The 13,225-nt window shown below is 52.6% G+C and carries 13 protein-coding genes and 1 other annotated feature; of the genes, 7 read left to right on the top strand and 6 right to left on the bottom strand.

Translation table 11 applies throughout. The annotated features are described in order from the left end of the window. Nucleotides 1-2: 2 nt before the first annotated feature. A complete protein-coding gene (gene hisG / locus MUG06_RS02370) occupies nt 3-902 on the bottom strand; it encodes an ATP phosphoribosyltransferase (RefSeq protein WP_215846300.1) in 900 nt (299 codons plus the stop codon). A 49-nt stretch (nt 903-951) separates the two neighbouring features. Then, nucleotides 952-1,072, bottom strand: a sequence feature (His leader region). Then, nucleotides 1,048-1,095: a his operon leader peptide gene (hisL, locus tag MUG06_RS02375; RefSeq protein ID WP_100396937.1), complete on the bottom strand. Its 48-nt coding sequence runs from the start codon at nt 1,093-1,095 to the stop codon at nt 1,048-1,050. (Overlaps the previous feature by 25 nt.) Before the next feature lie 193 nt (nt 1,096-1,288). On the opposite strand from hisL, the gene MUG06_RS02380 reads away from it, so the two are divergent. Beyond that, the gene (locus MUG06_RS02380) at nt 1,289-2,116 is read left to right on the top strand and encodes an SDR family oxidoreductase (RefSeq protein WP_243077609.1); all 828 of its coding nucleotides are present in this window, start codon (nt 1,289-1,291) and stop codon (nt 2,114-2,116) included. A 163-nt stretch (nt 2,117-2,279) separates the two neighbouring features. Here the strand turns inward: MUG06_RS02380 and MUG06_RS02385 are convergent, their stop codons facing one another. Genes MUG06_RS02385 through puuD form a run of 3 tightly spaced genes read right to left on the bottom strand, consistent with a single transcriptional unit; the run spans nt 2,280 to nt 4,900 of the window. After that, the gene (locus MUG06_RS02385) at nt 2,280-3,557 is read right to left on the bottom strand and encodes an FAD-binding oxidoreductase (protein WP_243077610.1); all 1,278 of its coding nucleotides are present in this window, start codon (nt 3,555-3,557) and stop codon (nt 2,280-2,282) included. Between the two features lie 27 nt (nt 3,558-3,584). Beyond that, nucleotides 3,585-4,142, bottom strand: a complete 558-nt coding sequence (gene puuR, locus MUG06_RS02390; RefSeq protein WP_243077611.1) for an HTH-type transcriptional regulator PuuR — start codon at nt 4,140-4,142, stop codon at nt 3,585-3,587. Continuing rightward, entirely contained in the window at nt 4,139-4,900 is a 762-nt protein-coding gene (gene puuD, locus MUG06_RS02395) for a gamma-glutamyl-gamma-aminobutyrate hydrolase (RefSeq protein WP_243077612.1), read from the bottom strand. Before puuD ends, puuR begins: the two co-directional genes overlap by 4 nt. Before the next feature lie 203 nt (nt 4,901-5,103). Here puuD and MUG06_RS02400 point away from each other — a divergent pair, with 203 nt between their 5' ends. Next, on the top strand, nt 5,104-6,519 hold the full coding sequence (locus MUG06_RS02400; protein WP_252515248.1) for a glutamine synthetase family protein: 1,416 nt from the start codon (nt 5,104-5,106) through the stop codon (nt 6,517-6,519). Between the two features lie 378 nt (nt 6,520-6,897). Continuing rightward, the gene (locus MUG06_RS02405; RefSeq protein ID WP_215846332.1) at nt 6,898-8,256 is read left to right on the top strand and encodes an APC family permease; all 1,359 of its coding nucleotides are present in this window, start codon (nt 6,898-6,900) and stop codon (nt 8,254-8,256) included. A 264-nt stretch (nt 8,257-8,520) separates the two neighbouring features. Here the strand turns inward: MUG06_RS02405 and ygbI are convergent, their stop codons facing one another. Next, a complete protein-coding gene (gene ygbI / locus MUG06_RS02410) occupies nt 8,521-9,282 on the bottom strand; it encodes a DNA-binding transcriptional repressor YgbI (protein WP_243077613.1) in 762 nt (253 codons plus the stop codon). A 269-nt stretch (nt 9,283-9,551) separates the two neighbouring features. Here ygbI and ltnD point away from each other — a divergent pair, with 269 nt between their 5' ends. From ltnD to MUG06_RS02430, 4 genes are read left to right on the top strand one after another with little or no spacing between them, the layout of a single operon-like run. Further along, entirely contained in the window at nt 9,552-10,457 is a 906-nt protein-coding gene (gene ltnD, locus MUG06_RS02415; RefSeq protein WP_215846335.1) for an L-threonate dehydrogenase, read from the top strand. Then, nucleotides 10,457-11,722 carry a 3-oxo-tetronate kinase gene (otnK, locus tag MUG06_RS02420; RefSeq protein ID WP_279233947.1) on the top strand — a complete coding sequence of 422 codons (1,266 nt, stop codon included), beginning with the start codon at nt 10,457-10,459 and terminating at the stop codon, nt 11,720-11,722. The genes ltnD and otnK overlap by 1 nt, the downstream gene beginning before the upstream one ends. Continuing rightward, on the top strand, nt 11,715-12,359 hold the full coding sequence (locus tag MUG06_RS02425; protein WP_243077615.1) for an aldolase: 645 nt from the start codon (nt 11,715-11,717) through the stop codon (nt 12,357-12,359). Before otnK ends, MUG06_RS02425 begins: the two co-directional genes overlap by 8 nt. Next, nucleotides 12,359-13,144 (top strand): HPr family phosphocarrier protein, encoded by a 786-nt coding sequence (locus MUG06_RS02430; protein ID WP_215846338.1) that lies wholly within the window; start codon nt 12,359-12,361, stop codon nt 13,142-13,144. Before MUG06_RS02425 ends, MUG06_RS02430 begins: the two co-directional genes overlap by 1 nt. Nucleotides 13,145-13,225: the final 81 nt, after the last annotated feature.

Raw genomic sequence — 13,225 nt, forward strand, 5'->3', positions numbered from 1 at the left:
GCTTACTCCATCATCTTCTCAATCGGCAGCACTAAAATTGAGCTGGCACCCAACGCCTTCAATTTTTCCATGGTTTCCCAGAACAGGGTTTCGCTGCTGACCATGTGCATCGCCACGCGAGATTGATCGCCGGCTAAGGGCAGAACGGTAGGACGCTCGGCGCCAGGCAGCAGCTTGATCACTTCTTCCAGACGATCGCTGGGTGCGTGCATCATGATGTATTTCGACTCACGCGCTTTAATGACGCCCTGAATACGCGTCATCAGCTTGTCGATCAGTTCCTGTTTCGCACCTGGCATCTCGCCGTCACGCTGAATCAGGACGGCTTTCGAACGATAGATCACTTCGACTTCACGCAGGCCGTTGGCTTCTAACGTGGCACCGGTTGAAACCAAATCACAAATGGCGTCCGCCAGGCCAGCGCGAGGCGCAACTTCAACGGAACCATTCAGCATGCAGGTCTTAAAACTCACATTTTTTTGATCGAGGTATTTTTTTAGCAGGTGAGGATAAGAGGTGGCGATACGCGAGTTGTGCAAGCATTGCGGGCCGGTATATTCATCATCTACCGACATCGCCAGTGACAGGCGACAACCGCCAAAATCCAGGCGACGCAGTGTAAAGTAGCGTGGATCTTCGCCTTGTGCGCGGCGGGTCAGCAGTTCTTCTTCCAGCACGTTTTCGCCAATAATACCGAGGTCGACCACGCCATCCATCACCAGGCCAGGAATATCGTCATCGCGCACGCGCAGAATGTCGATAGGCATGTTCTCCGCAAACGCAATCAGGCGCTGCTGCTGAAGGTTGATTTTAATGCCACAGCGCGCCAGCAGTTCGCGTGAATCATCACTCAAACGGCCAGATTTCTGCATAGCTATGCGTAAACGGGTGTTATCTAACATGGTTCCTGTCCTCTTAATCCTGTCCTGAATGTTTCGGTTGCGTCAGCCCATAAAAAAACCCCCGGAAGACGATCTTCCGGGGGTTCTCTTGCGTTCACACCACTGGAAGATCTTAACAGTCTCCCAGCACACATCGCCTGAAAGACTAGTCAGGATGATGGTGATGATGGTGATTAAACTGAACGCGTGTCATATAAATTCCGTTGATGAATGAGTATTCATTTATGTGCTAATTAACCTAACCAGGATGAACTCGATTGGCAACCCTTTTTTAACGTTACCTACAGATTCATTTCAGAAAGCACCGAAACTCTTTTGAGCTGGTTTGCAATGCGCCTCAGCACTAGTATGAATAACATCTTGATGCGCAAAGCCAGGAGTCAAATATGAAGAAGGTCGCAATAATAGGTTTGGGATGGCTAGGCATGCCGTTGGCGATGGCGTTAACGGCACGCGGCTGGCAAGTGACTGGCAGCAAAACCACACCGGATGGCATCGACGCGGCACGGCGCTGCGGCATTGAAGCTTTTCAACTTGAGCTCACGCCAGAAATGATCTGTGAGGCTGAAGATCTTGAGCCGCTGTTAAATGTGGATGCGCTGGTGGTGACTTTGCCCGCCAGTCGAACTGCCGAAGGTGGCGAGAAATATCTGCAGGCGGTACAAAACGTGGTGGACAGCGCGCTGGTGTATAACGTCCCACGCATTGTCTTCACCAGCTCTACATCAGTTTATGGCAATGCTTCCGGCGTGATGCGCGAAAACAGCCCACTTCAGCCAGAAACGGTGGCAGGAAAAACGCTGGTGGAATTGGAAAACTGGCTGCATAACTTGCCGGGCACCAGCGTAGATATCTTACGGTTGTCAGGACTAGTTGGACCTAAACGCCATCCTGGCCGCTTCCTGGCCGGTAAAAAAGATGTCCCAAATGGTTCACAAGGCGTGAATTTGGTCCATCTGGACGATGTAGTAGAGGCCATTATGCTGCTGTTGCAAACCCCAAAAGGTGGCCGAGTGTTTAACCTTTCCGCGCCAAAACATCCTACCCGCGAAGAATTTTACCCCAGCGTTTCAAAGCAGCTAGGACTTGAGCCGCCCCAGTTCTTGCCGACTGAAGTCCAAGACAGCGGCAAACTCATCGATGGCACGCGCATCTGTAGCGAGCTGGGTTTTGAATATATTTATGATGATCCGGTTAAAATGCCTTTGGAGTAAAAGACGTTTCATGCTGCTTCGCCTCATAAACACAAAAGTTCTTAATAGCGTCTTATTTATAACGGACAGGAGAACATAACGGGTAGATGAGCCCGAGGAACCTTCCCCCTTGTAGGGGAAGGTTGGATGGAAGAAAGCGAGTACAATTCTGCAATATAAACCCTTACACCCCTAATCGATCCCGTATCGCATACCACACCGCGCCCATCGCGGTTAACGGTACTTTGAATCGTCGTCCGCCGGGGAAGGGTAGGTGAGGTAAATTGGCAAAGGCATCAAAGCGCTCTGCATCGCCGCGCAGGACTTCACTGATTAACTTGCCAGAGAGATGCGTGCAGGTGACGCCGTGTCCACTGTCGCCCTGCATAAAATAGACGTTATTCTCCAGGCGGCCAAACTGCGGCATGCGCGATAAGGTCAACAGGAAATTCCCGCTCCAGCCAAACGCCAGTTTCACATTCTGCAACTGAGGAAAGGTACGAAGAAGTTTTGGGCGAATAAGTGCTTCAATATCTCGTGGATCGCGCGCACCGTAAACCACGCCGCCGCCGTATAACAGGCGGTTATCGGCGGTAAGGCGGAAGTAATCCAGCAGGTAGTTACAATCTTCCACGCAGTAATTGTTGGGCAGCAGCGACAGCGCCTGATCGCGACTCAACGGCTCGGTTGCGACAATTTGTGAGCCGCACGGCATGCTTTTGCTGCTAAGGCGTGGTTCGACTTTGGTCGGCAGGTAAGCGTTACCGGCAAAAATCACAAATTTTGCTGTGACTTCTCCCTGCGCTGTTTTCACTCGATTCGGCGAGCCATAAACCACGTTCACCGCGGCAGATTGCTCATAGATGCGGCCGCCGTGGCGGCGAATGGCTTCTGCTTCGCCCAGCGCCAAATTGAGCGGATGTAAATGCCCGCCACGCTTATCCAGCAGGCCACCAATATAGCGCTCGGTCGCGACTTCCCGGCGAATGCCGCGTTCATCTAAAAGTTCAAGATCGTGATTACCATATTGCGCCCACAACTTTTTCTGATTGCGCAGGTGGCCCATTTGACGCGCATTTAATGCCGCAAAAATGCCGCCGGGGCGATAATCACAGGCGATCGCATAACGATCAATGCGATCACGGATGATCTCGGCACCTTCAAACATCATGCTGCCGAGCATGCGCGCGCTCTCTTTCCCGTAACGCTGTTCAATCACATCGACGTCACGGCTGTAAGAGTTCACCACCTGGCCGCCGTTGCGACCGCTGGCGCCATATCCGACGCGGGCCGCCTCCAGCACTACCACGTCATAACCCGCTTCGGTCAGGTAGAGGGCAGCGGATAAACCGGTAAAACCGCCGCCGATAATGCAAACGTCACACTGAATACTCTCTTGCAATAACGGCCACGGTTCATGAGGATTGGCTGTTGCAGCGTAATAACTCTCCACGTAATTCATCACAACCTCCTCAAAACGCAATTTTTATTAAAAATTGGCGGGCGTATGGGCACTGATAATGCGACATATGTGATCGGTGGTATTGGTAAAGCTGTGCGGCAAACCGGTGTCGATAACGTAACTTTCACCCGCATATAAATGAAAACTTTGCCCGTTCACCACTAAGGTGATTTCACCTTCCAGCAGCGTGCCGGTCTCTTCGCCGGGATGCCGCAATTTCTCACCCGTGCTGGCACCGGGCTGATAGGTTTCCAGCAGCATGCCCAGTGTGCGGCGGCTCTGCCCGTTATGAATGAGCTTGAGCGACACGCCCTGGCTACCTATCTCCAGTAAATCGTCCGGGCGAACGATGATTTTTGGCGTTAAATCCGCTTTGGCTTCAGAGAAGAACTCCGACAGCGATAAGCCATATACTTTTAATAATTTCTGTAAGGTGCTTACCGCCGGGCTGACTTTATCCTGCTCTATGGTGCTAATTGCGCTGTGTGTTAAACCTGCAAGTTCAGCGACGCGGCGCTGAGACAATCCCAACTCTTGCCGGATTTGCGATAAACGCCTTCCGGGGGCCAGAGTGGCATCATTCATGTTCTCTTTTCCTTGTGGTAACGGATTGCGGCCTGAATAAATCCATCGAACAACTGACGTGACGTTGCCGAGCTTTCCGCTTGCCATTCAGGGTGCCACTGCACCGCCAGGGCAAAGGGATGATGCTGCAGGCTGACCGCTTCAATCAGCCCGTCGGGCGCGCGCGCTTCGATGCGTAATTGTGGACCCAGCTCGCGGATCCCTTGTTGATGCAGTGAGTTTACTGTCAGCGTGGTGCTGTCGAGCAGGTTGCTGAGCAAGCCATCTGGCTCAACCGTGACGGCATGCGCTGACGCATATTGCTGATCAAGCGGCTGAGAATCATCTTCATGATGACGCTGAAACTGGCGATGCTGGCTGATCTGGCGATACAGCGCGCCACCATTGGCAACCACTAGTTCTTGCATACCGCGACAAATGCCGAACAGCGGCATCTTTTTACCCATGGCATGCGTAATCAAACTAAAAGCCAGCCGATCGCGTCCAGGATCGCTATGCAACTCTTTGCCTTCTTCACCATATTGCCAGGGTTCGATATTGCTGGGGCTACCGGTGAGCAATACGCCATCCAAAATCGTCATAGCGTTTTCTAATAGATGAGGGGCGTGCATTAAATGATGGGGCAGGGCAAGCGGGACACCGCCCGAGACCAACACGGCATCAAGATATTTGTTATGCACCGTTTGCGTGGGATGACCGCCTTTATCGATCTGGCACATCGTTACGCCAATCAAGGGTTTGTCAAAAATAATGCCCATTTTTCCCCTCACTTGCTGTTCGAAATATCAACCGAAAAAGCACGATTGGTGCTTAAGTGTGCAATATTTTGTCAATCTAGCAATCTGTTGCGGGTTCTTCAAACAGATTTGTTACATTTGCACACTTTTTGTGTTGGCGCTATGTTAGAAGGGTGGCTGTTATTTTGAGCATTGCGCAAACCATTTACGGGGCGGGTGAGATCATGACAAACCTGGTAGAAGTAGAAGACTTTACGCGTCATAGCGAAGAGAGACGAACCAGCGCGTTCCAGCTTGAGGTGAAAGCCTGGCTGGAGCGCCATCCTGAAACGCAGTATGTCGACATCTTATTAAACGATTTAAATGGAGTCTTTCGCGGTAAACGCATTCCGGTTTCCGCGCTGCTTAAACTTGAAAAAGGCTGTTACTTTCCGGCATCGGTGTTTGCCATGGATATTCTCGGCAACACAGTAGAAGAGGCCGGTCTCGGACAATCCCTCGGTGAACCTGATAATCTGTGCCTTCCTGTTCTCAATACGTTAGTTCCTTCCGCTTCCGATCCTGAACACATTGCGCAACTGCTGTTAACCATGCGCAACCAAGATGGCACTCCCTTTGACGTTGAACCCCGAAATGTCCTCAATCAACTGTGGCAGCAGCTACGCAATCGAGGCTTGTTTCCGGTGGTAGCGGTAGAGTTGGAGTTCTATCTGGTGGACAAAAAGCGTGATGCGGAAGGCTTTATTCAGCCGCCTTGTTCGCCAGGCAGCGATGAACGCAACATGCAGAGCCAGGTTTACTCAGTGGATAATCTCGACCACTTTGCCGATGTCCTGCGTGACATTGATGAGATAGCCAAACTGCAGGGCATTCCTGCCGATGGCGCGCTGGCAGAAGCGTCACCAGGCCAGTTCGAAATCAACCTTCATCACACTCGCGATGTGCTGCAAGCCTGCGATCACGCTATACAGCTAAAACGCCTGATACGTCAGGTGGCCGAAAACCACGGTATGACCGCAACCTTTATGGCTAAACCTTATGAAGAGTATGCGGGCAGCGGTATGCACGTACATATCAGCATGCTGGACGCCGCCAATCACAACGCTTTTGCCTGTGATGACGGCAGCGATTCGCCGCTGCTCAAACGCGCGCTGGCGGGAATGATTGATCTCATGCCCGCATCAATGGCGCTCCTGGCACCTAACGTTAACGCTTTTCGGCGGTTTGTACCGGAAGCCTATGTGCCGTTGCAGGCATCGTGGGGCCATAACAATCGTACCGTGGCGCTGCGCATTCCCTGTGGCGATGTCGAGAATCATCGCATCGAATACCGGGTTGCTGGCGCGGATGCCAATCCCTATTTAGTGGTTTCGGCGATTTTAGCCGGCATGCTGCATGGATTGGATACGCAACTGCCGCTACCGCATCCGGTGACTGGCAACGGTCATGAAGCAGAAGGTTTGGCGATTCCTATACGTCAAAGCGATGCTTTATATGAGTTCGAGCAGAGCTATCCGCTGCAAAAATTATTAGGCGAGCGCTTTGCCAAAGTATGGTACAGCTGCAAGAATTATGAGCTGATGCAGTTCGAGCGGTTGATCACTGCCACCGAAATTGACTGGATGCTTAAAAATGCCTGAGTAATATTTTGCATTTGGTGCCGCAATATCTTGTGCTGAGCCAATTGTTTGAGGCAGAATATGCGCGCTGCAAAAATGACATATAACCGACGCTTACCGCGCCGGTTATTTTTTTTGCACATTGTTTTTACTGACAGGTTTTCGCTGACTTAACCGAGGCCGGGCACGCACCCGGATAGATAAACACTGAAAACACGCTTAAGCGTGAGATTGAGGATTCAAAGATGGGGATGTTTTCCACACTGCCAGCCTATGCTGGTACGCGTTTTCGTGATGACTACGGCGCCACGCGTTCTACACACCTTACTCCCTGTCGCATCTTGCGCAGTTGCCCCGTGACTCAACCTGGCCAGGTTGTCGCACAGGAGGCAATGAAGCATGTCGCTTAATACCTCTGCAGCACCTCAGCGTGCGCATCTGAAAAAATCGCTGACCTTACTTCCGGTCGTCATGATGGGCTTAGCCTACATGCAGCCTATGACCCTTTTTGATACGTTTGGTATCGTCTCTGGGTTGACCGATGGTCACGTTGCCACCGCTTATGCGTTTGCACTGATTGCGATTCTGTTTACCGCCGTGAGCTACGGTAAGCTGGTACGCCGCTTCCCCTCTGCGGGCTCCGCTTATACTTACGCTCAAAAGGCTATCAGTCCGCACGTCGGGTTTATGGTGGGCTGGTCATCTTTGCTGGACTATTTGTTCATGCCGATGATCAACATCCTGCTGGCAAAAAACTATTTTGAAACACTGGTGCCCGGCATTCCTTCGTGGATTTTTGTCGTGATGCTGGTGGGCTTCATGACGCTCTCGAATCTCAAAGGCATCAAAACCGTTGCCAACTTCAACAGCATTATTGTGGTGCTGCAGGTTGTGGTTATGGTCGGTATCACTGTGATGGTGATTTACGGCGTAGCGAACGGCGAAGGCGCGGGCACATTGACCAGCAGCAAACCTTTCTGGTCAGAAAATGCCCATGTCGTGCCCATGATTACCGGCGCGACGATACTCTGCTTCTCCTTCCTTGGCTTTGATGGAATCAGTTCCCTGTCGGAAGAGACCAAAGATGCAGAACGCACCATTCCACGCGCGATCTTCCTGACAGCGTTGATTGGTGGTGTAATCTTTATCATTGCCTCGTACTTTTTGCAGCTTTACTTCCCGGACATTACCCGCTTCCAGGACCCGGATTCGTCACAGCCAGAAATTATGCTGTTCGTTGCCGGTAAAGCGTTGCAGGTCGGTATCCTGATCTTCTCGGTGGTCACGGTGCTGGCTTCAGGTATGGCGGCACATGCAGGCGTTTCACGTCTGATGTATGTCATGGGTCGTGATGGTGTGTTCCCAGAGCGCTTCTTTGGTTACATCCATCCGAAGTGGCGTACGCCGTCTCTGAACGTGCTGCTGGTGGGTGCGGTTGCCTTGATGGCGATTAATTTCGACTTGGTCACGGCAACAGCGCTGATTAACTTCGGCGCATTAGTGGCGTTTACCTTTGTGAACCTGTCGGTGATTGCGCAGTTCTGGATCCGTGAGAAGCGTAACCGCACGCTGAAAGATCACTTCCAGTTCCTGGTACTGCCGCTGCTCGGTGCAATGACAGTCGGTGCACTGTGGATCAACCTGGAAGAGAGTTCGATGGTTCTGGGCCTGATTTGGGCGACTATCGGTATTCTGTATCTGGCGTTTGTGACTCGCAGCTTCCGTAATCCGGTGCCGCAGTTCAGCGAAGAGATTTAAGTAAACCGCTCTATTCTTTTAAGTGCGAGGTCGTTTGTCCCCCACCTCGGTCCTCCCCCATACATGGGGGAGGAAGATGCTGCAAAATGCCCACTCTGTACCTGCATGTTGCAGCGTCTCCTTCCCCCGCTTCGCGGGGGAAGGCTGGGATGGGGGACAGCGGGCAGATGACGTCGTTTGTCCCCCACCTCGGTCCTCCCCCATACATGGGGGAGGAAGACGCTGCCCTATGCCGGCTCTGTACCCGCATGTGGCAGCGTCTCCTTACCCCGCAATCACCAGTTCCCATTCTCCTTTATTTAGCGATTCCCGCGCCGCACCACTTAGCTGTTTATCCGTAATAATGGTGTCGAACTGCGCCAGCGGCAGAGCTAAAAACGTTGCGATTTTGTTGTACTTCGAGCTGTCGCTCAGTAACACGCGCTTGCTGCTCACTTCACTGACCGTCTGCTTCACCGTCACTTTGTCTTCATCTGGCGTGAACAACCCGCGCGGTCCCCAGGATGACGAGGAAATAAACGCGATATCGATCGCCAGATGACGCAAACTGCGCGCGGCCGCTTCCCCCACGCAGGAACGATTTTCCCGGCAAACTGTGCCGCCTGTGTGAATTACTCGACAGCTACTGGCCTCCATCAACAAATTCGCCACCATGAAATCATTGGTTACCACCAGCAAGTCATCACGCTCCACCACCTCACGTGCCAGCGCCAACGTGGTGGTGCCAGCATCCAGATAGATACAGCTGTTACGCGGAATATGTTGCGCGGCTAATCGACCAATCGCATTTTTTTCATCGTTAAACAGGGCCGTTTTCGTTAGATGCGAAGGTTCCGCCGCCAGCCGATCGGCTGAACGTACGCCGCCCGACACCGACAGCACTGCACCTTGCTCTTCCAACTTTTGCACATCACGACGAATTGTCATATGTGAAACACCGAGTCGATCGGTCAGTTCGGCAATACTCACTACGCCACGCTCGCCAACCAGCGCCAAAATTTGTTGATGTCGTTCGACGGGAATCACATCGGCTCCTTGAAAGTTATCATTTTTTCACATTGTAAGGGTTTTACTCTTTAACGCGAACAGAAATTTCTTAGCCTGAAAGGGACGATAATGGCTACATATCCGCTTACAGCAAGGCTTGAGCGAGAATGTTCTGCTTTGTGAATATTTGTTGTTTTCGCGGTATGAAGTTATTTTTTGTGAGTTGGCGCGCATTTTTTCGCCCGACAACCTGTCAGGATTAACATCAACAAACAAATAATCACTTAATTTAACAGCGGAGGCCTACGGTGCCAGTCTCAAATATCTGTGTTATCGGTTTAGGTTCAATGGGAATGGGTGCAGCGCAATCGTGTATCCGTGCAGGTTTAAACACATGGGGCGTGGATCTCAATCCCGCTGCACTGGAAACACTGCGTCAGGCTGGCGCACGTGACGCACAAACCTCCGCTGACAGCTTTGTTGATCAGCTCGACGCGGTGTTGCTGCTGGTGGTCAATGCCAAACAAGTCAACGCTATTCTGTTTGGTGAGAACGGTCTGGCAGCAAAGCTGAAGCCCGGCACGCTGGTAATGATCTCTTCTACTATCTCGGCACAAGACGCGCAGCAGTTTGAGCAAAAACTGGCGGAACACCAGTTACTGATGCTGGACGCGCCGGTATCCGGTGGCGCAGCCAAAGCTGCCACCGGCGACATGACGGTAATGGCATCAGGCAGCGAAGCGGTGTTTGCACAACTGCAGCCCGTGCTGGATGCAGTCGCGGCGAAAGTCTATCGCGTGGGCAATGAAATCGGCCTTGGCTCTACCGTTAAAATTATTCACCAGCTGCTGGCTGGCGTGCACATTGCGGTGGGCGCGGAAGCGATGGCGCTGGCAGCGCGCGCAGGCATTCCACTCGATACCATGTATGACGTGGTAACCAACGCTGCCGGAAACTCCTGGATGTTTGAGAACCGTATGCGTCACGTCGTGGATGGCGATTACAGCCCCAAATCGGCTGTCGATATCTTTGTAAAAGATCTCAACCTGGTCGCTGATACCGCCAAATCATTGCATTTTCCGCTGCCTTTAGCCTCAACCGCACTGAATATGTTTACCGAAGCCAGCAACGCAGGCTATGGCCGTGAAGATGACAGCGCGGTAATCAAGATTTTCAGCGGCATTACGCTGCCACAGGCGCAGGAGAAAGCATGATGCGTTTGGGTGTGATAGCTGACGACTTCACCGGTGCGACCGATATCGCCAGCTTTCTGGTGCAAAACGGTCTTCCTACTATTCAGTTTAACGGCGTGCCGGATAACAGTGATGTGCTGGACGCGCAGGCAATTGTGATTAGCCTGAAGTCACGTTCTTGCCCGGTTGAGCAAGCCATTGATCAGTCGCTGGCTGCTTTGAAATGGCTGCAACAGCAAGGCTGCGAACGTTTCTACTTTAAATATTGCTCCACGTTCGACAGCACAGCACAGGGCAATATCGGCCCGGTGACCGATGCACTGTTGGCAGCGTTGGATGAAACGCAAACGGTGATCTGCCCGGCGCTGCCGATTAATGGCCGCACGGTTTATCAAGGGCATCTGTTCGTGGGTGAGCAGCTGTTGTCCGAATCGGGTATGCGTCACCACCCGGTCACACCGATGACCGACAGCAATTTGTTGCGATTAATGGAGCGTCAGGCAAAAGGCAAAGCAGGGCTGATTGCCGCACCCATCCTCGACCAAGGCGCAGCGGCGGTGCGAAGCAAGCTTGATGAACTGCGTCAGCAAGGCATTAACTATGTGGTGATCGATACCTTAAATGAGCAGCATCTGCTCACCCAAGGTGAAGCGCTGCGCGATATGCGTTTGGTTACCGGTGGTTCAGGTTTAGCGATCGGCCTGGCGCGTCAATGGGCGCAAGCAGGCAGCGATCGCCGTGAGGCGGAAGAGGCAGGGCGTCCGCAAGGCAGCCGTGCCGTGGTGATTTCCGGTTCCTGTTCGCAGATGACCAACTGGCAGGTCGCGACTTATCGCCAACAAGCGCCAGCCCAGGAAGTGTTAGTTGAACGCTGTCTTGACGATGCAGAAAGCTACGCGCAACAGCTGTGTGACTGGGTTGAAGCAAACAGCCATCAGCCGTTAGCGCCGCTGTTATTCGCCACCGCAGATGCGCAACAGCTGCAAGCTATTCAGCAGCAATACGGTGCGCAACGCAGCAGTGAAGCGGTGGAATCACTGTTTGCCGCGGTAACGCGAGAATTAAAAGCACGTGGCTGGCAGCGTTTTATTGTTGCGGGTGGTGAAACATCTGGCGTGGTAGCGCAAAGCCTGGGCGTGACCGCTTTTCACATCGGCCCAACTATTTCGCCTGGCGTGCCATGGGTACGCGACATCCAGCAGCCGCTTTCACTGGCGCTGAAGTCCGGTAATTTTGGTGATGAGCAGTTCTTCCGCCGCGCACAAACGGAGTTTTCCCATGTCTGAGCAATTTTCTTCGAGCGAACAGCAAGCCCGTCTTGAGATGGTGAAGTTGGGTGCATCCTTTTTTCAGCGCGGTTACGCGACAGGATCTGCCGGTAATCTGTCGCTGTTGCTGGAGGATGGCAATCTGCTCGCTACACCGACCGGTTCTTGCTTAGGTGAACTGGATGGTGATCGCTTATCAAAAGTGACGCTGGAAGGCGAATGGATTTCGGGCGACAAGCCTTCAAAAGAGATCGCGTTTCACCGCGCGCTCTATCTGAATAATCCCGACTGCAAAGCGGTGGTGCATCTGCACAGCCATTACCTGACGGCGCTCTCCTGTCTGCAAGGATTGGATAGCGAAAACTGTATTCGACCGTTCACGCCTTATGTGGTGATGCGGGTTGGCGATGTGCCGGTAGTGCCCTATTACAAGCCGGGCGATCAGCGTCTGGCGGACGATTTGGCGCAACTGGCGGGAAAATATCGCGCCTTCCTGCTGGCAAATCACGGGCCGGTGGTGGTCGGTAAATCGCTGCGTGAAGCAGCAGACAACACCGAAGAACTGGAAGAGACCGCACGGCTGATGTTCACGCTGGGTGACCGTGCCATACGTTATCTGACAGATAGCGAAGTGGCGGAATTAAGGAGCCGATAATGCCAAAGTTTGCTGCTAATTTATCTACTCAATTTAACGAAGTCCCGTTTTTAGCGCGCTTTGCTGCTGCCGCCGAAGCCGGATTTGAGGCGGTGGAATTTCTGTTTCCCTACGATTATCCCGCTGCGCAGTTGAAACAGCTGTTGGATGAGAACCAGCTCAAACTGGTACTGTTTAACACCGCTGCCGGTAACGTAGCGGCGAGTGAATGGGGTGTTTCTGGCATTCCTGGCCGCGAAGTTGAGGCCAAGGCGGACATCGACCGTGCGCTGGAATACGCGCTGGCGCTGGCGTGCCCACAGGTGCACATCATGTCTGCGACCGTGCCAGAAGGCGCAGATCGTCAGGCATATGTTGATACCTTTATCAGCAATATGCGTTACGCCTCCGAACAGTTTGCACCGCACAACATCACCTTGCTGATTGAAGCGCTGAACCCGAAAACCAAACCGAATTATCTCTATTCCAGCCAGTATCAAACGCTGGAAATGGTTAAGTTGATTGATCGGCCTAATGTCTTCACCCAGCTCGACCTGTTCCATGCTCAGCTGGTGGACGGCAATCTCAGCCACTTAATTCGCCACCACGCAGGCCGTTATCGCCACGTGCAGATCGCCTCGGCGCCCGATCGTCACGAACCGGATGAAGGTGAAATCAATTATCCCTATCTGTATGCATTGCTGGATGAGGTCGGTTACGACGGCTGGATCGGCTGCGAATATATTCCGCGCGGCAATACGCAAGAAGGCTTGGGTTGGTTTAAAGACTGGCGTACCCGCCGCTAAATCCTTTTAAAAAGACCACATCGGTTAATTTGCAATCGATGTGCGTCGCTTTGTACCTAAAATCCACCAGTTAGAAATCTG

The organism is Pantoea sp. MQR6 (assembly GCF_022761075.1).
Classification (GTDB): domain Bacteria; phylum Pseudomonadota; class Gammaproteobacteria; order Enterobacterales; family Enterobacteriaceae; genus Pantoea; species Pantoea phytostimulans.

Coding starts and splice junctions, on each gene's coding strand:
- hisG (WP_215846300.1), bottom strand. CDS start 902: ATGTTAGATAACACCCGTTTACGCATAGCTATGCAGAAATCTGGCCGT.
- MUG06_RS02380 (WP_243077609.1), top strand. CDS start 1,289: ATGAAGAAGGTCGCAATAATAGGTTTGGGATGGCTAGGCATGCCGTTG.
- MUG06_RS02385 (WP_243077610.1), bottom strand. CDS start 3,557: ATGAATTACGTGGAGAGTTATTACGCTGCAACAGCCAATCCTCATGAA.
- puuR (WP_243077611.1), bottom strand. CDS start 4,142: ATGAATGATGCCACTCTGGCCCCCGGAAGGCGTTTATCGCAAATCCGG.
- puuD (WP_243077612.1), bottom strand. CDS start 4,900: ATGGGCATTATTTTTGACAAACCCTTGATTGGCGTAACGATGTGCCAG.
- MUG06_RS02400 (WP_252515248.1), top strand. CDS start 5,104: ATGACAAACCTGGTAGAAGTAGAAGACTTTACGCGTCATAGCGAAGAG.
- MUG06_RS02405 (WP_215846332.1), top strand. CDS start 6,898: ATGTCGCTTAATACCTCTGCAGCACCTCAGCGTGCGCATCTGAAAAAA.
- otnK (WP_279233947.1), top strand. CDS start 10,457: ATGCGTTTGGGTGTGATAGCTGACGACTTCACCGGTGCGACCGATATC.
- MUG06_RS02425 (WP_243077615.1), top strand. CDS start 11,715: ATGTCTGAGCAATTTTCTTCGAGCGAACAGCAAGCCCGTCTTGAGATG.
- MUG06_RS02430 (WP_215846338.1), top strand. CDS start 12,359: ATGCCAAAGTTTGCTGCTAATTTATCTACTCAATTTAACGAAGTCCCG.